The organism is Pseudoalteromonas sp. SCSIO 43210 (assembly GCF_054133285.1).
Map to the genome: position 1 here is coordinate 4,278,157 of NZ_CP087225.1, position 18,237 is coordinate 4,296,393.

Consider the following 18,237-nt stretch of genomic DNA (forward strand, 5'->3'; position numbering starts at 1 on the left):
GAAGTAAATTCGCACCTACAGGGTTTTACATATTGTAGGTGAGGTTTTATACCTCGCTTTTTAAACAAATCAAACTTTTACTAACGCAACTATTTGAGCAAGCTTTTGATGATTAAGCTCTCCCATTTGCTCGCTATTACTGAGCGCATAAATAAAACCTTCATGCTCAGTACAATCAATATCATCTCGCGATTCAATTACGTTTGCCCAAAGCTCTAAATCATCTAAGTCTATTTCGTTACTTAAACAGCGTTTAAGCACATCAATTAAAACCTCGGTTGAGAGAGTATAGTGAGTTTTATTGCTATCAGCAGGGCTTGAAACGATAACCGATATAGCTTCATCCCTATGCTCACCAAACGTAATAAATTCAGCTAATGCTTTTTGTGTATTCATAATATTTGTTATTCTTGGCTCACTGTTACTAAAAAGAATTATAATGACTCAACTTAACTGCACTCAATGCCACAGTACTCTAACGTGTAATGTAGACGATATATCAGCGTGTTGGTGCAATGAGCTGCCAGCTATTTTACCGCTTGATACCACAGCAACAAGTTGTTTATGCCGCAAGTGCACGCTTAATAAAATAAATATTTTTTTAGAGGGGATTTATACACAGCCTATTAAAACCCAAATAAACTTTGCAAAGCAATTTAGAGGTAACGACAATTTAATTGAAGGGCTCGATTACACCATGCAAAGTGGTTACATGATATTTAGTAAGTGGTTTTTTTTAAAGCGCGGTTCGTGTTGTAAAAACGGTTGTAAAAATTGCCCGTACGGTTATAAAAAATAAAGTAAAAGCTGCGCTTTTAACGTGAGCAAGCTCTACGTCTACAACTAATCTTTACTCGGTGTTAAATTTATCTGTAGATGAGCAGGTTGCAGGCGGGACTAGCGAAGCTTGTAAATTAAACCGCAAAAGCTGCGCTTTTAACGTGAGCAAGCTCTACGTCTACAGCTAATCTTTACTCGGTATTAAATTTATCTGTAGATACGCAGATTGCAGGCGGACTAGCGAAGCTTGTAAATTAAACCGCAAAGCTGCGCTTTTAACGTGAGCAAGCTCTACGTCTACAGCTAATCTTTACTCGGTGTTAAATTTATCTGTAGATGAGTAGATTGCAGACGGACTAGCGAAGCTTGTAAATTAAACCGTAAAGCTGCGCTTTTAACGTGAGCAAGCTCTACGTCTACAGCTAATCTTTACTCGGTGTTAAATTTATCTGTAGATGAGTAGATTGCAGACGGACTAGCGAAGCTTGTAAATTAAACCGCAAAAGCTGCGCTTTTAACGTGAGCAAGCTCTACGTCTACAGCTGGTTTATGTCTCGTTCGTAGCAATTGGAAACGAATCACTTGCGCCCCATTCACTCCACGAGCCATCATAAACACTTAAATTACTGTAACCACATTCAGTAGCCAATAACGCTAAAACACACGCCGTAATACCTGAGCCACAGCTAAATTGTAACTGCTGCGCATCACCGACTACGTCATTAAATATCGCTTTAATTTCAGTAAGTGGTTTGGCTTCACCTTTATTAAGTAAATCCATAAAAGGTAACGAGTGACTATTTGGGATATGCCCGCTACGCATACCTTTACGAGGTTCACTTTCTTCACCAGTAAAACGTTTATAAGCACGTGCATCAAGCAATAAAGTATTAGGATCATCTATTGCGTTAAGCACTTGTTGACTATTAATAAAATACTCACAATTATAGCTTGCCGTAAAATCACCTTTACCTGACGCCTCGCTATAACTTTGTTGTACGTCGTAGCCGTACTCCAACCACTTTTTAAGACCACCGCTGAGTATTTTAACATTGTGATGCCCCATAGCTTTAAACATCCACCATGCTCTTGCTGCGCTAAATAAACCGCCATCTTCGTATACAACTATAAATGCATCTTTATTTACGCCTGCATTTTGCATAACATGAGTAAATTGCTGCTCGCTGCATATCGTACTTGGTAAGGGGTTTGACTTATCAGCCAATTCGTTTTTTATGTCAAAACGTTTAGCGTTAGGCAGCATTGCTTGCGGCGAATAAGTACCCAAAACACCTGGGCGCAGCATACCTGCATCAAATATCACTAATGCAGGGTCATTAAGTTGCGTTTGTAATTGCTGGCAGGAGATAAGGTTTTTCATGATTTATTTCGTGTTATTTATTTTATCTAATACGTTTCTTAACATTGTACTCGACGTATGAGATGTATACGAAAAGTAACATATCTCTACATTAAACTTTGCAAAGTCAGCTTCAATCTTTTGCCACTTTTCAGTGCCCTTCCAGTCATCACCAACAAACATTTTATCAAACTTTAAATTGTTCCACGCTTCTTCTTTATCATAATTAACCTGCGGGACAACTTCGTCAACAAACTTAATTGCTTCAACTATTTCCATGCGCTCTTGAAAGGGAATTACTGGCTTTTTATTTTTAGCTGACTGGCTTAACTCATCCGTTGTTATACCTACAATTAGGTAATCACACTCTAATTTTGCTCTTTTAAGAATATTTAAATGACCAATATGAAATAAGTCAAAAACACCCGTTGTATATCCAATTTTTTTCATTTAACAAACCTAGTTTATTATTTTTCAATTTAAAAAATCCTTTTATAAAATATAGTAACGTCCAGTTAGCCTAGTTATTTTCAATTACGTACTCAACAATTCTTTGGCTCGCTTTGCCGTCTAACTTGCCCGCGAGTTTTTCCGATAAAGCCAACCTAGTATTGGCTAGCTTTTCTGGTTTAGCTAATTGTTCTACAACTAATTTTTTTAGATTTTTATATTTGCTAGCATGCACCGCAATATTTGCGTATTCCCCGTAATCTCGGTCCATACGTTTTTTAAAACGAAAAGAAAAAATTCCTTTATAGCTCCATCTCAACTTTAAAAAATCACACCAAATAACCGGCTTATTTAATAGTGCGAATTCAAATAAAGCTGACGATGCATCACTAATCAACAAGTCGGCTTTATCTAAAAAAGGCACCAGAGAATAATCCTCAACCTTAGCCAAATAAACATTTGGGAAAGTAGACCAGTGATTTAGCAGCGCTAAATGGCATTTATACTTTTCTTTACTAATCGAAAAATAATGAGGCTTTATTAAAATATTGTAATCACTAAAATGTTCAGGCCAGTTTTCAGGAAACAGTTCTAAGCTACTTGGATAAAATGTTGGCGCATACAAAATGGTCTGCTTTTTATCACTAAAGCCTTCTAATGAGAGTGCTCCATCAATTTCTTCATTATTAAAAATAGGATCTAATTTACAAAAACCTACATCAATAAACATATCATCAGGGTACATACTCTGTAAGCGGCTTAATCTGTATTCACCTTCTACAAAACGTACAGTCATAGCTTGGCTAGACTTAGTGTAATAACTTGATTTAGGGCCTATCCCATGTCCAAGTTGAGCACTTTTAGATACCTTATGTAAACGTTCTAGATGGCAAAACGAGTTAGCAAAAAATACCCAATCAGATTTTTCTTGCTCGTAGTAATCAATAGCTTGTAGCTGATTTTCAACCCATATATGTTCTAAATTGTAGTTATCTATAACACCTTGAATCAAATCCTGATGACTATTTTTATAAAAAACAAACTGACTTTTAATGCCTTTTTCGCATAACTTTTTAAATACTGGAATGTACTGAGGAAGGTAATAAAGGCTTTGAGTGTCAAAAATTATATTCATAGTATCGCCACAGTTGTTTTCTTTATATTCTACATTGAAAGCCACATAACAAAAACCAAGGTACTTATATTTTTATTATTCCACCACGTAGTGGTGCCATTTTTGAAAGTATTTTATTTTGCACGTTATAACTAATATTTTGCTCATTCATTGCGTTAACGAGTAAATCGACCACATGATTAAAGTCTTTTTCCGATATATTCATACCCGTATGAATAGCAATCATAGAATCGCCTCTGTACTCACATGGGCCTTCAAATAACATACACATATGGGAAATAAAACCATCACGAAAATGCGTAATATTAGCGTGTTCAAAGTAATGAAATACTTGCTCGTCGTTACCTATTTGATAGATAAAACTATCAACAAGCTTAGCTATACCTGCTTTTCCATCTAACTGCTGATAAAGCGACAGTGCAGGTTTATTTGCACAGCCTACTAATAACCCTGCGCATAATAAAAATAAGGCTATATTTTGCATCACCAATACCCTGTTACCGAAAAATACCAACCAGTTTGATCATTAGCACCGGCAATGCGTCCTAAGTCTAAATAAGCCGCTGTTATACTCACGTACTTATTTGGTATCCAAGCCACAAATACATCTTTCCAATCTTGTTCGCCTAAATTAAGGTTATTCGCTTTTTGACGATACTCAACACCTACGGCCAATTCACGGCTTAAAAAAAGAGCAGTACTGCCTTCAAACAACACCCTAGTACTGTCGCTTTCACCACCATAGCCTAGCAAGCCTAATTCGTTTGCTTCACTGTAGCGTGTCGTTAAGTCCCAAAACCAGTTGTAACCTGCAATAGCGCCTAAATGTAATTTACTGGCCGCTAAATAAAAATCGGTTCCACTGGTACTTTTCGCGCCAACTAACTGTGCAATAGAGCCATCATCCAGTGATTTATGTAAAATGCCTGCACTTAATTGTGGCCACTCACTGTAAACAATATCCCCATATAAACGAACTTTAACGCCGCTAATATTTTGCTCTATCTGCGCATTGAATGCTGGTACATCAAATTGCTGTATTGCGTAACTAAATTCAACACGATTAAACAAGTTTAACTGGGCACCGCATACATCAAGAGTGTAATCGGTTACATCTGCCCGGCTACAAAAGCCATTTATCGAAAACTCATCATCACTGGCATAACCAGCTAGTTGCGCCCAAGGTACAATGCCTCCACCCGCATTGCCTTCAATTTGAGACACACCAGGAGTAGCAAGCAGTTTTCCACTGCTGGCTACACACGGTAAACTCATTAAACAAAGGGCAACTACGCTCCAATATTTAATGTGATACATAATGATCTAAAAGCCATTCTTCAAGTAATTCAGCTTTTAACGGTCTACTTAAATAATAGCCTTGTGCATGATCGCATTGCATATTTTTAAGCAACTCTAAAGACCCCAATGTTTCGACCCCTTCAGCAACAACAGAAAATCCTAATTGATGACCTAACGTAATCGAAGACTGCACAATAAACTGATCTTTTTGTGACTCATCAAGTTTTAAAATAAAACACTTATCTAATTTTAACTCATCAATAGGTAGCATTTTTAAGCGCCCAAGTGACGTTTGCCCTACGCCGTAATCGTCTAGTGATATTTTAACGCCAATTGCCTTTAAATTTTCGAGTGCTTTAATACCTTTCTCTTCATTTTCTATCATATCGCGCTCGGTAAGTTCAATCGTAATCAACTTAGGGTCTACTTTATGTTTTTCAAGCGTACTGACCAAAGCTGAATGAAATCCCGAAAAGGCAATATCTTGCGCCGATACATTAATAGCGGCTTGTAACTCAATGCCTTTTGATTGCCAGTTAGCTACCTGTGCAACAACGGTATTAACCACCCACGCGGTTAGCTCAACAATAAGCCCCGACTGCTCAGCTAAATCAATAAATAGCTCTGGATTAACCCAGCTACCATCTTTTCGTTGCCAGCGTATAAGCGACTCAACTTTATCGATTTTTTGCGTTTTCATATGCAACTTAGGCTGATAGGTCATAAATAATTGGCCATCATCGTCAATAATTGCTTGTTTTAACTCATCAAGCATTATTAAGCGCTCTAAATGCGCCTCATCTTCGCCACTTTGATAATAATGAATACTTTCATGATCGCTTGCAGCACTGTCGACAGCAATCAATACACGGCGCATTAAATCATCGCTAGTAATACCTTGCGCTGGGTATTGCACAATACCGGCACTAAACCGTAAATTAATTTTTAACTTTTGAATGGTATAGCAAGCCTGTAACTGCATCATTAAGCCGTCAATGCCACTTTTTAGCTCTTGTGCTGCAGTTGCTGGGAATACCGTTAAAAATTCATCGCCGCCAATTCGCGCATGAAAACCACCTAGCTCATCAGAAAACTCACTAATACGACTTGCTACCGCTTTTAAACAGTCATCCCCAACACGAGGGCCTAACTTATCGTTTATGTGTCGCAAACCCTTAATATCAATAGCAACAAGTGTGTATTCATTCGTTGCATCTAATTCATCCCCCAACACATCTAGCATTGCTGAACGATTATAAAACCCTGTAAGGGAGTCATGGCGAGCCTGAAAACTAATTTGTTTCTCACGTTCATTAATATCGTTACCCATGCTATTAAATGCATCAACTAGGGTCGTTATTTCTGTACTTTGTTTTTTTCCTTTAAATTCGAAACTATAGTTACCTTGTGCAAATTGCCTAGCAATAACAGCGAGTTGAGATAAAGGAGTAGTAAGGTTGTTTGCTAATAAGCTACTTGTTATAACACCTACAAACATGGTTAAAATAGCCAATATCATTAATGTAAAAAATAGCTTTTCAAAATCACTGTAACTTTGCGTTAAATCGGCACTGAGTAAAATAACAATTGGGTGAGAAAGTAGCGACGGTAAATCAATATCACGATTGCGATACACTAAATATTCACCAAAAAAGCGTGATGTGGTTAATGTATTAAAATAGTTCACAGGTTCAAAAGGGGTTGGGCGTTTAACTAAAGAGCTAATAACTAAATTATCCGCACTGCCTATAAAGCTTACATCCATACCTGTTAAGCTTTTAAGCTCGGCGGCCACTTCGTTATTTATTTTAAATCCAACTAAACTATAAGCAACTGTACGTGGCGCTTTAACGGGAAGTAAAATCACTTGGTAAAGTTCGTTATTTAAAACAACAAAACTAGATTGCTCCGAAGTACTTAATAATTCTTTCATTAGCGGCTGTAAATCATGCCCGTAAATATCTTCGCTAGTATTAGCCGAAATTAATTTACCCGACAAATCAATTAACAACATTAGCTCGGCGTTTATACGCTGACTGTGGTTAAATAATACGCTACTTATTGTACCGGCGTCTCGTGTAGCAACAGCTTGTTTAAAGCCAAAGTCAGAGGTAAGTACTTTAGCGGCGGTTAATAATAGGCTCTCTTTTGACTTTAAGTATTGCTTGTATACACTTTGGGCAACGCTTATATCTTGGTTAACTTTTTCTTCTTGGAATTTACTCGTAGACCACCAAAAACTAAATAAGCTAACCACAGTGGTTAATAGCACTAAGCCAACGCAGAGTATGGTTATACGGTTTTTTAAACTATTAGTCATTTTGGGCCTTAAATTTACTGCCAAATGTATTTCGAAGCTCTGGGACCGCAGTATTTATGGTTATTAAAAGCTGAGTTTGAGAATTAATAGTAATTATTTTTTTATTCTCCAATGCGGCACGCTGAAGAGGATGCCATACAGTCACCTCAGAAGAAGTGGCTGGCAAAGTAACACGCCCTCTTTCATCTGTTTTATAAACAAGATCATTATCTGCCACATAAATATAGCCAATCATAGAGTCATGAATATTGCATCCTAAAACAACCACACCGGGCTTATCAAATACAATAGGGTCTTTTGGTTGCCCTGAATATAATTTTAGCTGAAAAGGCTTGGCTTGTGAAAAAGAATACACATGATGGCGAATATTATCGCTATTAGGAAAATTTACTTGCTGCCCCTTTTGAACAATTAATAATTCAGGTGAAAATTGCTTATTAACTTGATCCATTGTCGCAACCGTCTTTGATGTAAAAGCAGACTTTATATTATTTTGATTTAGTTCAACCACCGCATCAGGTAATGCTTGCCCATGTTGGTCTTGTATAACTAAATCAATATTTGCGCTCAAAGCAAAATGGCTAAAAAACAAACCTATTGCTAAAAAACAACGATTTTTTGCAATTTTTTGCAATGCTCGCTCTAACATAACAACACCAAACTATTAACGTTAAGCTAAGTTAATTAGAGACGAGCACTAATTGCAAGAATTATAGCCCAGTAACCACAAATAAAGACCGAGTAACTAGGTTAAGCCATCCTTTAGTCGTGTTATTTTACAATCAATCCGTATTCAGCATCTAAAATAGCAATTACTTCTTGGCGAGGATCGCTAGGTATAACAATATCTTTGCCAACAATTTTACTCGCAATACCTACATAGGTATTTGACACTTCAAGCATGACTGATTCTGGTAAAATATAATCTTTAGCAAGTTGTTCACGTTCACTCATACGGTCTTTATTTAATAATACATCGCTTTCTGGCACATTATTAATTAGTAACTGGCGAAAGCCTTCTTTAGAATTTTCGACAATTTTGCCATCGCGATAAGCGGCTTCATCCCAAATACGTGACGAATCAGGCGTGCCTACTTCATCAATATAAATAAGTTGCTGCGCGCCATTTAAATCTTCCACATAACCAAACTCAAATTTTGTATCCACAAAAATTTGATCAAGCTTTGCAAGCTCATCGCTAATTAACTTAAAGCCTTCAACTAGCAGTTTTTCGTACTTAGTTACATCATCTGCCGACTTAAAGTTAAATACATCTAAGTTATTAGTAATGTTAGCACGCGTGATATTTACATCATCAACAGGTGGAATGTCGGCAACACCTTCAATAATACCTTTTGTTGAGGGCGTAATTAGAACGTTATCAAGCTTTTGGTTTGCTTTTAAGCCTTCTGGTAAATCAATACCACAAAAATTACGCACGCCTTTTGCGTAATCGCGCCACATGCTGCCTGTAATGTATTGGCGTGCAATCGCTTCTACTTTTACTGTACTGGCTTTGCGTACAATCCATACGTAAGGATGCGGAATATCAACAATATGGTTACCTGCAAGACCTGCTTGATCAAATAATTTAAACCAATGCGATGCAACCGAGTTAAGGGCGATCCCTTTACCTGGCACGCCATTTAACCCGTTTTCGCCTTGCCAAATACAATCAAACGCCGAAATTCGGTCTGAAATAACCATAATTGCAAGCTCAGTGCCTGCAGGTACTTTATAGTCTTTGTCGCTAATTAATCGCGCGCTGTCTTCATCTGTTAGCCAATAAACTGAACGAACCTTACCGCTATGTACTTCACCTTTGGTACGAATGGGTAAATCATCGTTTACATCTAAAACTTTATAGCTAGTCATGCTATCTCCGGGGTTAGGGGTGCTCTTTGAGCAAAGTATGGTATGGGGTTATGTGGGCTGTATAATAATCTAGCCAACCCTAAAGCTCAATCGGATGCTTAAAACAAATAAAGGCACATATTTATATGCTCGTTGGGATAAGGTAAACTTTACGCGTAAGCTAAATAACCTGAACTCTGGATAGTAAATCAATCTTAAGCAGTTATTTTCAACACTAACTGCGTTGAATTCACTTGCAATAGGCCCACTATTGACGCGTAAATTCGCCTTGTTTGCATTTAAAAATTTTGACTAACAAAAAGCAACTTTAATTATATTTACAGGTCAACCTCTTAGTTAGTTTCTTAACCCGAGTTTATCTTCGTCAGATTTATACAGGTATACATTTAATGATCAGCCTAAAAAACGTTACTTTTAAATGGCATAAAAACGATAAAAAACCGACTCTAAGGATTGCAGAGCTGGCTGTAGAAAAAGGCGAACGTATTTTTTTATATGGCCCAAGCGGTTCAGGAAAATCTACTTTATTAGCGTTACTTACGGGAATTAATACAGCCACCAGCGGTGATGTGTATATTTTAAATCAATGCCTAAACACACAAAGTAATACCAAGCGCGATGCATTTAGAGCCGACCATATTGGCACCATTTTTCAAAACTTTAATTTATTACCTTATTTAACACCTATCGAAAATGTCATTTTAGGGTGTCAATTTTCTAAAGTACGGCAAAGCCAAGCACTTAAACACGCCACAACATTACACAAAGAAGCTGAGCGCTTATTAAACGCACTTGGCTTAATTGAGCAATACCATCATAAAAACGTAGCACAGCTCAGTATTGGCCAACAACAACGTGTTGCAGCAGCCCGTGCTTTTATTGGTAACCCTGAGCTAATAATAGCTGACGAGCCAACATCAGCACTTGATGCAAATAACCGCGAAAGCTTTATAACGTTATTATTTGAACAGGCATTGCATTTAAACATCACCTTAATATTTGTAAGTCATGACGAAAGCTTAAAACCGTTATTCGATCGTTCAATAGATTTAACCCATTTGCAGGAGCAAATATGATCCTTGCTAAACTTGCTTACAAAAGCTTATTAAATCGTCGTGCCAGCGTATTTTTAACACTGTTTACTATTGCAATTAGCGTTATGTTATTGCTAAGTATTGAGCGTGTAAGAGTTGATGCAAAAAGTAGCTTTAGTAATACTATTTCGGGCACTGATTTAATTGTGGGCGCACGCACTGGTGATATTCAATTATTACTTGCGTCGGTATTTAGAATTGGCCATACCAACAACGGCGTAAGCTGGCAAAGTTATAAATATATAACCAATCAGCGCGGCGTAAAATGGAGCATACCTATAAGCCTAGGCGACAGCCATAAAGGCCAAGCTGTACTTGGCACTACTCTTGACTACTTTGAACATTACCGCTTTGCTAAAAAACAAAACTTAAGCTTTAACCAAGGCCATCCGTTTTTAAGTATTAACGAGGTTGTACTGGGGAGCAACGTAGCCAACAAGTTAGGTTATAAACTTGGCGATCATATCGTTATATCCCACGGTATGGGCAATACTAGCTTTCATCATCATGACGACAACCCATTTAAAGTTGTCGGTATTTTAAACCCCACCGGCACACCTGTTGATAAAACGTTACACATACCGCTTGCCTCTATCGATTTAATACATGCCAGAGCTAGCACTAAACATGACGAACATGACGAACATGACGAACATGACGAACATGACGAACATGACGAACATGACGAACATAACGATCTTATCGGTCATCCAAAACAAATCACTGCATTTTTAATGGGTTTTAAATCACCGCTATACACATTGCAAATTAGGCGCAATATAAATCAATATAAGCAAGAAGCATTGCTTGGTATTATGCCCACCGTAACACTGAAAGAATTATGGCAAATGCTCGCCATAGTAGAAAAAACACTGCAACTATTTTCCGCAATCGTCGTACTTGTTAGCTTACTAGGCATGCTAACCACACTGCTTGCAAACCTAAGTCAACGTCGCCGTGAGCTTGCTATATTACGTTCGGTAGGTGCCCGCCCTTGGCAATTATTCACACTTATAAGCATAGAGTCACTGTTAACTACTTTATTAGGCTGCTTAGTTGGCTGTGCATTATTTTATTTAGTTATGTATTTAGGTGCCGGCTACCTACAAAGCCATGCAGGTATTAGCGTAAATATAGCGATGCTCTCTTACTATGAACTCACATTAATAGGCGTTATTATGGTAGCTGGTTTTATTATTGGTTTAGTACCTGCCACACGCGCTTACTTTTATTCTCTCAGCGATGGCATGAGTATAAAAACATAATTTTTAGGTATCCCATGACGTTTTTTAAAACAGCTTTTCAATACATTACTATTCTTAATTTGCTACTCGTAAGTTTTGCAAGTAATGCAAATCCACCAAAAGAGATTTTTTGGGAAGACTTAATCCCTAAAAATCACGTGCAAATAAACACACAAGCACAAGCCAATCACGAAGGCAGCGATCAAAATTGGGTGCAACCCGATCTAGACGCACCTGTAGTTAAAGCGTTAAACGGTCAGTCTGTAAGCTTACCTGGCTTTGTAGTACCACTTGAAGGTGACAGTGAAATTATTACTGAGTTTTTACTCGTCCCATATTTTGGTGCATGTATACACGTACCGCCACCGCCGCCAAATCAAATTGTGCATGTAACTATTAAAGGTGGCGTACCTATAGACAGCCTGTATGACGCAATCGTTGTAACTGGTGTTATAAGCACAGAAACGTGGTCAGGCGAAATAGCCCAAGTAGGCTATAAAATGAAGGCAGTTGGCGTTGCGCCATTTGAACTTTAATTAACTAACCTGAACTGCTGATAAATTTATACCAATCTGCTTATATATGGGACCTATTTAACGTTAAGAAAATTACGCTAGAACTAGGCAAAAATTTTTGTATCTAGTTATTCTAAATAAAAAATTTTTAACGACGTTATAGTGCAATTTAATCCGTTAAATTGATCAAAGATTTATGCAGGTTGGTATTAAATACCAATATAACGCAATATGTTACTAGGGCGTGTTGTTCTCTGGTGGTTTAATTTGCAGTAGTATGTTTGGTTTTTAGGCAAGGCAGAACCTACGTTGTGTGGTGTTCCCCATAAATAGGCGATACGCAGCATAAATGCCAAACATACGCTACCTTTGGGTTCGGCCTAGCGGCGATTGACTCTTTGTTGTTCGGCTTTGACTTATTCTTACATGGATGTAAGCCAATAAACGCAGGAGCCGTTATCTGGTTACAAATCTCGAGCCGGGATTAAATTGCCCCTAGATTGAACAAATTTCAACATGCCCTAAACCCCTTAGTCAAAGTTTAGATTAAATACTTTTACTTTTTCAGTTAAAAAAGGAACCACCAGTGCTAAATAAAGATCTGCCTTCTCTAAACAAAACAAGCGAATTTAAATATTTGTTTTTTGTAAATTTATCGTACTCGTTTAACGTTTTAAGACCCATAGAGCACGAAATAAAAAAGCGAGGAGGCAGCGTTGCTTGGTTTATTCCTACTGGAAGTGAGGCTGAGGGTTTTTTACAGCCTGATGATTACCAGCTTCTCAATATAAAAGAAGTTAAAGAATATAACGCCAATGCCACTCTTGCGCCTGGTAACGTGATCCCTCATTTTTTTCCTGGGATTAAAGTGCAGGTTTTTCATGGTTTTGATTCGGGTAAAAAGAACAAGTTTAATATTAGAGGATTTTTTGACTTATATTGCACACAAGGTCCAAATATTACTCAAGGGTTTAATGATATTAACGATGGCACTTGCGACGTAGTCGAAACCGGCTGGTCAAAGTTAGATCCTTTATTTACTGAGCATAAAGACATAGCGCTATATCAATCTGATAAGCCTACCATATTATATGCCCCCACTTTTTCGCCAAAGCTAACAAGTACCTACAAGCTTTACCCTTATATTAAAGCGCTATTAAAAACACAAAACTGGCAGTGGATAGTAAAGCTTCATCCAAAAGCAACAAGCGAAGAAATTGAAATGTATAAATCACTCGCCTGCGAAAACCTCACCTTTATTACCACCGGTGATGTGATTCCAATTCTACAGGCTACCGACATTATACTGTCTGACACATCATCAATTATTACCGAATTTGCATTACAAGAAAAAGTAGCCGTTGCGTTTAACAACCGCAAACCTAAAGACTGGATGATTAACTTTAGTAACGAAGCCGACCTAGAAAGTACTTTAATAAGCGCTTTTCAAAAAGATGAGCACACATTAGAAAAAGTAAAACAATACTGCGACAGCGTTCATCCATACAGAGATGGCAAGTCGAGTGTGAGGGTATTAGGCGCTATTAATAATTTAATTTGTTCTGGTACATCTCACCTAAAAAGAAAACCTTTAAACTTACTTCGTAAATTTAAAATTAGAAAAAGCCTAAATTACTATTGGTGGTCATAACTTTAAAGCCAAACAATCACATATAAAACAAAGGATTATTGGATTTTTAGGGTTGAAACTTGTTTTAGCTAGGCTTTTATATCAATTAGCTTAATTAATACCAATTCACTTAATTAAGTGAGCTATTTTGAGGTAAGAAAATCGTGTCGATAACAAGGCAAAAATTTCGTTATTTAGTTATTCTATATCAGAAATTTTTAACGCAGTTAACGTCAGATTTGATCCCTCAAATTGATTAAGTATTATTGCGGATTGGTATAAGTAACCTGAACTTTGGATAATAAATCTATCTCAAGCAAAGTTCAGGTTAAGTATTATTGCGGATTGGTATTTATGCGCCGTTATAACCTATATATGGGAAATAAAAACACTCTAAACTAGATACGATTTTAATCAGGTTTTATATTTTACTAAGTACTTCACGTAAAATAGTGCTCGAAGTATGCGTAGTATAAGGGAAATACATTATTTCAACTCCCCGCTTAGCAAAATCTTCTTCTATTGCGTTCCACTTGTCAGTGCCTTTCCAATCGTCTCCGACAAACATTTTGTCAAATTTTAAATTATTCCACGCTTCTAGTTTGTCATAATTAACTTGAGGAACAACCTCATCCACAAACTTAATCGCTTCGACAATTTCTAGCCTTTCTTGAAAAGGGATTACCGGCTTTTTGTTTTTAACCGATATAGATAACTCATCGCTTGTTACCCCAACAATAAGGTAATCACACTCTAGCTTTGCGCGTTTAAGTACATTGAGATGACCAATATGAAACAGATCAAAAACCCCAGTGGTATAGCCTATTTTTTTCATTTCAAAACCTACGACTAAAAGTAATACCCTAATAATTTAGTACGTAGGATAACATAAGCATAAACATGAATAAAAATCAGGAACAAACCAATACAAACCTGCACTAAAGCTAACATAGTATAATTAACTTAAACTCTGGATAATAAATCCATGCTTGAAATGTAGTTTATTGAAATAATTACAGTTATTTTAATTTATTTAAATACTGGATTACCTTGTCGGCTAATTTTTCTGCATTAAAAACAGTATCACTCTCAGTATAACAACGTAACTCAGGAGCGTTGCCGGAAGCTCTTAAATGCACTACGTCATCATTTTGAAGGACAATACGCAAACCATCGACTGTATTAACTGAGTAATTTAGACCGCAGCCTAATTCTGTGAGAAATGCATCGGCACTACACTTAAGCGTTGCAATTAATTCAAGGCTCTTGGCTTTTGCAAAATTTTGCAGCCTATCGCTCGCGGTGAAGCGCCCTGGTAATAACTTCAATTGCATAGATATTGGTTGCTTTTGTATTAACAACATAAGTGCAGGTAACACTGCATCACGTGTTGGTAAAGCTGTAAGCTGCTTTGCATTTATGTCTATGTTTGAGCCTAATAAAAACCCACCATTGGCTTCGAAACCAGCAACACGTGTAAAGTTTTCATTTAATTGGCTAAACTCTGCGATTACAAAAGGTGATCCAATTTTTGTACGTATGATGTGTTTAAAGCTATTTGATTTTTCTATCGCCGTGTTACAACTTACAGGGACAGCCAATGCTTCAATACCAAGGAGTTGACTGCACAATAAACCTAATAAATCACCGCGTAACCAGCCACCATTTTCGTCAGCAACGAGCGGGCGGTCACCATCGCCATCTGTTGAAAATATAGCGTCAACCCCATACTTTTTTGACCATATAATTGCTTGTTTTTTATCTTCCTCAGAAACGGCTTCTGTATCAATTGGTATAAAATTTTCGCTGCGCCCTAAGCTTATTACCTTCGCCCCCAATTGTTCGAACAAACTTTTATATAAGTCTCGTCCTGCGCTGGAGTGCTCATAAATGCCTACTTTTTTACCAATCAGTGCATCGGCACTAAATAACTTGGTATAACGCTTTATATAAGCTTCACTTGCTGCAGTATTTAGATCAAGTTCACTTACTTGTGTTACCGCTGAGAACGGCATTATATTATTTAAGATAGCTTGTTCATCAGCTTTGGTGATTTCACCGTCTGGTCGATAAAACTTAAGGCCATTTCGGTCAAACGGTATATGGCTACCTGTAACCATTATGCTTGGGATAGAGTCTTGCATCGCTTTATAAGCAAGCGCTGGAGTGGGTATAACACCATAGTAAATTACATTAATATTGAGTTGCTTTAAGCTTTGCGCGCAGGCTTGCGCCATAAAATAACTACTGGGGCGATTATCAATAGCTAATGCTACGGTATTAAAGCTAAATTCTGTTTTTATCGACTTAACAAACGCGATAGAAAAAGCAGCACATACATCTGCGGTAAAATCTGTAACTAAACCACGTGCACCACTGGTGCCAAAAACAACACCACTTTTGGCTATCACTTCTGAGCAAATTAATGTGTTATCCATATACAACCTTATCGCTTTTTATACAAAGAAAAGTGAAAACGAAAAATTACTAATAACTATCACTTATCTAAATAACCTGAACTCTGGTTAAGAGATTTACTAACGTATTGAATCATGATGATATTAAATTTATTATCCCGAATTCAGGTTAAATACAGCGCCCTTACAAGCATTGAATACCAAATAATTAATCACTTCACTCGGCCGTAGCAATCTTCAAAACGCACAATGTCATCTTCACCAAGGTATGAACCAGACTGAACTTCAATAAGCTCTAAATCAACTTTACCTGGGTTTTCCAGCGCATGTACTGCAGTAATGGGAATGTACACCGACTCATTTTCAGTTACGAGCTGCTCAGCACCATCTATTAGCACCTTTGCAGCGCCTGATACAATAATCCAATGTTCTGAACGGTGATGATGCATTTGCACACTGAGTTTTGCGCCAGGCTTTACTGTAATACGCTTAACTTGGAAGCGTTCGCCGCTATCAACTGAGTCATATTTACCCCAAGGTCGGTAAACTTCGCGGTGCGTGACTGCTTCTGAACGATTTTCAGCTTTTAATTGCTGTACGATTGCTTTTACATGCTGTGATTGATCTTTGTGCGCAACAAGCACTGCATCTTTAGTATTTATTATAACGAGGTCTTCAATACCGATTGTAGCAACGAGTTTATCTTCACCAAAAACCAGGGTGTTTTTAGTGTTAATCGCTTTTACATCACCTGTAAATACATTGCCATTTTTATCTTTAGTTGATACGTCCCACAATGCAGAAAAACCACCGACATCGCTCCAACCGGCATCCATCGGCACAACCACTGCATCTTTGGTATGTTCCATCACAGCATAGTCTATCGACTCGCTCGCGCATTTTTCAAATGCGGCTTTATCTATACGAACAAAATCCATATCGTCGTTTTGTACTTGCATAGCTTTTTCGCATGCTTCATAAATATCAGGGCGAAAAGTGTTTAGTTCCTCTAAATAACGACTTGCTTTAAATAAAAACATGCCACTATTCCAATAATAATCGCCACTATCTATGTATTTTTTTGCCATTTCTAGGCTTGGCTTTTCTACAAAACTATCAACCACAAAACCGCTATTAAATTGCTCACCGCGCTTTATATAGCCATACCCTGTTTCAGGTTTGTTTCCTACAATACCAAAGGTAACTAACTTGTCTTGCTTGGCCAGTTCTACAGCTTGGTTAATACTATGTTGAAATGCAATAGTGTCGTCAATCACATGATCTGCGGCAAGTATAAGCAGCAAAGGGTTTTCACCTTTCTCTACAGCTTTAAATGCAGCTAAGGCAATCGCTGGCGCCGTGTTACGCCCTACAGGCTCTAAAAACAGTCCACTATGCTGCACACCTAATTGTCGAACTTGTTCTGCCGCTATAAAACGATGCTCTTCATTACAAATAAGCATTGCAGGACTATGAACTAAACCATTTAAACGACTTATCGTATTTTGTAGCATAGTTTGTTCGCCACTTAATGGTAAAAATTGTTTTGGGTAATTCCCGCGAGAAAGCGGCCATAAACGCGTACCCGATCCACCAGCCATTATTACAGGTAAAATCATTATTAAATTCCTTTGCTAAAATGGCTTCAAAGTACCACTTTGAATGTGTGAAGAATGTTCATAATTGAGTGTCAGATTAAAAAATCTGACATGCTACCTAATTGACCTTCGAAACGGGAAATTAATTGCGACAATATTTAGCTTCATTTAAAAGCGAGGTGTAAAACCTCACCTACAACATATGCCAAACCGTAGGTGCGAATTTACATCCGCCCATACACCATAGCTTTAATGTTTAAAAAGCGAGGTGTAAAACCTCACCTACACATACACCAACCCGTAGATTCGAATTTACTTCGCGCTTTGTAACGTGGCTTTGGTGCCAAAAAGCGAGGTGTAAAACCTTACCTACAACATACACCACCCCAGAGGTGCGAATTTACTTCGCGCTCATGTAACATGGCTTTGGTGTTTAAAAAGCGAGGTGTAAAACCTCACCTACAACATACACCAAACCGTAGGTGCGAATTTACATCCGCCCATACACCATAGCTTTAAT

At 37.6% G+C, this 18,237-nt stretch carries 17 protein-coding genes; 5 read left to right on the forward strand and 12 right to left on the reverse strand.

Translation table 11 applies throughout. From position 1 onward, the window contains the following. Positions 1–69: 69 nt before the first annotated feature. Complete coding sequence (locus tag LOS73_RS18665; RefSeq protein ID WP_033032270.1) at positions 70–396, reverse strand: hypothetical protein; 327 nt, start codon at positions 394–396, stop codon at positions 70–72. A 43-nt stretch (positions 397–439) separates the two neighbouring features. Here LOS73_RS18665 and LOS73_RS18670 point away from each other — a divergent pair, with 43 nt between their 5' ends. Beyond that, positions 440–799 carry a DUF5522 domain-containing protein gene (locus LOS73_RS18670; protein ID WP_033032272.1) on the forward strand — a complete coding sequence of 120 codons (360 nt, stop codon included), beginning with the start codon at positions 440–442 and terminating at the stop codon, positions 797–799. A gap of 528 nt (positions 800–1,327) precedes the next feature. Here LOS73_RS18670 and LOS73_RS18675 read toward each other — a convergent pair. The 8 genes from LOS73_RS18675 to LOS73_RS18710 form a co-directional block, all read right to left on the reverse strand. Next, positions 1,328–2,161 (reverse strand): sulfurtransferase, encoded by an 834-nt coding sequence (locus tag LOS73_RS18675; RefSeq protein ID WP_457934113.1) that lies wholly within the window; start codon positions 2,159–2,161, stop codon positions 1,328–1,330. A gap of 3 nt (positions 2,162–2,164) precedes the next feature. After that, a complete protein-coding gene (locus LOS73_RS18680) occupies positions 2,165–2,590 on the reverse strand; it encodes an adenylyltransferase/cytidyltransferase family protein (RefSeq protein ID WP_007376780.1) in 426 nt (141 codons plus the stop codon). A gap of 70 nt (positions 2,591–2,660) precedes the next feature. Continuing rightward, the gene (locus LOS73_RS18685) at positions 2,661–3,725 is read right to left on the reverse strand and encodes a CDP-glycerol glycerophosphotransferase family protein (protein ID WP_457934114.1); all 1,065 of its coding nucleotides are present in this window, start codon (positions 3,723–3,725) and stop codon (positions 2,661–2,663) included. 64 nt (positions 3,726–3,789) lie between these two features. After that, positions 3,790–4,209, reverse strand: coding sequence for a group I truncated hemoglobin (locus tag LOS73_RS18690; protein ID WP_033031584.1), 420 nt, complete (start codon positions 4,207–4,209; stop codon positions 3,790–3,792). After that, positions 4,209–5,042 carry a DUF3034 family protein gene (locus LOS73_RS18695; protein ID WP_457934115.1) on the reverse strand — a complete coding sequence of 278 codons (834 nt, stop codon included), beginning with the start codon at positions 5,040–5,042 and terminating at the stop codon, positions 4,209–4,211. Before LOS73_RS18695 ends, LOS73_RS18690 begins: the two co-directional genes overlap by 1 nt. After that, the gene (locus LOS73_RS18700; protein WP_008137361.1) at positions 5,029–7,344 is read right to left on the reverse strand and encodes a bifunctional diguanylate cyclase/phosphodiesterase; all 2,316 of its coding nucleotides are present in this window, start codon (positions 7,342–7,344) and stop codon (positions 5,029–5,031) included. The genes LOS73_RS18695 and LOS73_RS18700 overlap by 14 nt, the downstream gene beginning before the upstream one ends. Beyond that, positions 7,337–7,993, reverse strand: coding sequence for a methylamine utilization protein (locus LOS73_RS18705; protein ID WP_457934116.1), 657 nt, complete (start codon positions 7,991–7,993; stop codon positions 7,337–7,339). The genes LOS73_RS18700 and LOS73_RS18705 overlap by 8 nt, the downstream gene beginning before the upstream one ends. A gap of 122 nt (positions 7,994–8,115) precedes the next feature. After that, on the reverse strand, positions 8,116–9,219 hold the full coding sequence (locus LOS73_RS18710) for a phosphoribosylaminoimidazolesuccinocarboxamide synthase (RefSeq protein ID WP_149606515.1): 1,104 nt from the start codon (positions 9,217–9,219) through the stop codon (positions 8,116–8,118). Positions 9,220–9,608: 389 nt separating this feature from the next. Here LOS73_RS18710 and LOS73_RS18715 point away from each other — a divergent pair, with 389 nt between their 5' ends. The 4 genes from LOS73_RS18715 to LOS73_RS18730 all read left to right on the forward strand — a co-directional run bounded on the left by LOS73_RS18715 (position 9,609) and on the right by LOS73_RS18730 (position 13,723). After that, positions 9,609–10,295, forward strand: a complete 687-nt coding sequence (locus LOS73_RS18715) for an ABC transporter ATP-binding protein (protein WP_457934117.1) — start codon at positions 9,609–9,611, stop codon at positions 10,293–10,295. Beyond that, on the forward strand, positions 10,292–11,578 hold the full coding sequence (locus LOS73_RS18720) for an ABC transporter permease (RefSeq protein ID WP_457934118.1): 1,287 nt from the start codon (positions 10,292–10,294) through the stop codon (positions 11,576–11,578). Before LOS73_RS18715 ends, LOS73_RS18720 begins: the two co-directional genes overlap by 4 nt. Positions 11,579–11,592: 14 nt before the next feature. Continuing rightward, on the forward strand, positions 11,593–12,093 hold the full coding sequence (locus tag LOS73_RS18725) for a DUF3299 domain-containing protein (protein WP_033031589.1): 501 nt from the start codon (positions 11,593–11,595) through the stop codon (positions 12,091–12,093). A 565-nt stretch (positions 12,094–12,658) separates the two neighbouring features. Then, the gene (locus tag LOS73_RS18730; protein WP_007376769.1) at positions 12,659–13,723 is read left to right on the forward strand and encodes a CDP-glycerol glycerophosphotransferase family protein; all 1,065 of its coding nucleotides are present in this window, start codon (positions 12,659–12,661) and stop codon (positions 13,721–13,723) included. Between the two features lie 400 nt (positions 13,724–14,123). On the opposite strand, the gene LOS73_RS18735 is transcribed toward LOS73_RS18730, so the two are convergent. The 3 genes from LOS73_RS18735 to LOS73_RS18745 all read right to left on the reverse strand — a co-directional run bounded on the left by LOS73_RS18735 (position 14,124) and on the right by LOS73_RS18745 (position 17,738). Continuing rightward, a complete protein-coding gene (locus LOS73_RS18735) occupies positions 14,124–14,537 on the reverse strand; it encodes an adenylyltransferase/cytidyltransferase family protein (protein ID WP_007376768.1) in 414 nt (137 codons plus the stop codon). 184 nt (positions 14,538–14,721) lie between these two features. Then, a complete protein-coding gene (locus LOS73_RS18740) occupies positions 14,722–16,140 on the reverse strand; it encodes a phosphomannomutase (protein WP_457934119.1) in 1,419 nt (472 codons plus the stop codon). Positions 16,141–16,331: 191 nt separating this feature from the next. Beyond that, complete coding sequence (locus LOS73_RS18745) at positions 16,332–17,738, reverse strand: mannose-1-phosphate guanylyltransferase/mannose-6-phosphate isomerase (protein ID WP_457934120.1); 1,407 nt, start codon at positions 17,736–17,738, stop codon at positions 16,332–16,334. Positions 17,739–18,237 lie beyond the last annotated feature (499 nt).

Bases quoted from the DNA above. Each gene is read 5' to 3' on its own strand.
- LOS73_RS18665 (WP_033032270.1), bottom strand. From the start codon at position 396: ATGAATACACAAAAAGCATTAGCTGAATTTATTACGTTTGGTGAGCAT.
- LOS73_RS18670 (WP_033032272.1), top strand. From the start codon at position 440: ATGACTCAACTTAACTGCACTCAATGCCACAGTACTCTAACGTGTAAT.
- LOS73_RS18675 (WP_457934113.1), bottom strand. From the start codon at position 2,161: ATGAAAAACCTTATCTCCTGCCAGCAATTACAAACGCAACTTAATGAC.
- LOS73_RS18680 (WP_007376780.1), bottom strand. From the start codon at position 2,590: ATGAAAAAAATTGGATATACAACGGGTGTTTTTGACTTATTTCATATT.
- LOS73_RS18685 (WP_457934114.1), bottom strand. From the start codon at position 3,725: ATGAATATAATTTTTGACACTCAAAGCCTTTATTACCTTCCTCAGTAC.
- LOS73_RS18690 (WP_033031584.1), bottom strand. From the start codon at position 4,209: ATGCAAAATATAGCCTTATTTTTATTATGCGCAGGGTTATTAGTAGGC.
- LOS73_RS18695 (WP_457934115.1), bottom strand. From the start codon at position 5,042: ATGTATCACATTAAATATTGGAGCGTAGTTGCCCTTTGTTTAATGAGT.
- LOS73_RS18700 (WP_008137361.1), bottom strand. From the start codon at position 7,344: ATGACTAATAGTTTAAAAAACCGTATAACCATACTCTGCGTTGGCTTA.
- LOS73_RS18705 (WP_457934116.1), bottom strand. From the start codon at position 7,993: ATGTTAGAGCGAGCATTGCAAAAAATTGCAAAAAATCGTTGTTTTTTA.
- LOS73_RS18710 (WP_149606515.1), bottom strand. From the start codon at position 9,219: ATGACTAGCTATAAAGTTTTAGATGTAAACGATGATTTACCCATTCGT.
- LOS73_RS18715 (WP_457934117.1), top strand. From the start codon at position 9,609: ATGATCAGCCTAAAAAACGTTACTTTTAAATGGCATAAAAACGATAAA.
- LOS73_RS18720 (WP_457934118.1), top strand. From the start codon at position 10,292: ATGATCCTTGCTAAACTTGCTTACAAAAGCTTATTAAATCGTCGTGCC.
- LOS73_RS18725 (WP_033031589.1), top strand. From the start codon at position 11,593: ATGACGTTTTTTAAAACAGCTTTTCAATACATTACTATTCTTAATTTG.
- LOS73_RS18735 (WP_007376768.1), bottom strand. From the start codon at position 14,537: ATGAAAAAAATAGGCTATACCACTGGGGTTTTTGATCTGTTTCATATT.
- LOS73_RS18740 (WP_457934119.1), bottom strand. From the start codon at position 16,140: ATGGATAACACATTAATTTGCTCAGAAGTGATAGCCAAAAGTGGTGTT.
- LOS73_RS18745 (WP_457934120.1), bottom strand. From the start codon at position 17,738: ATGATTTTACCTGTAATAATGGCTGGTGGATCGGGTACGCGTTTATGG.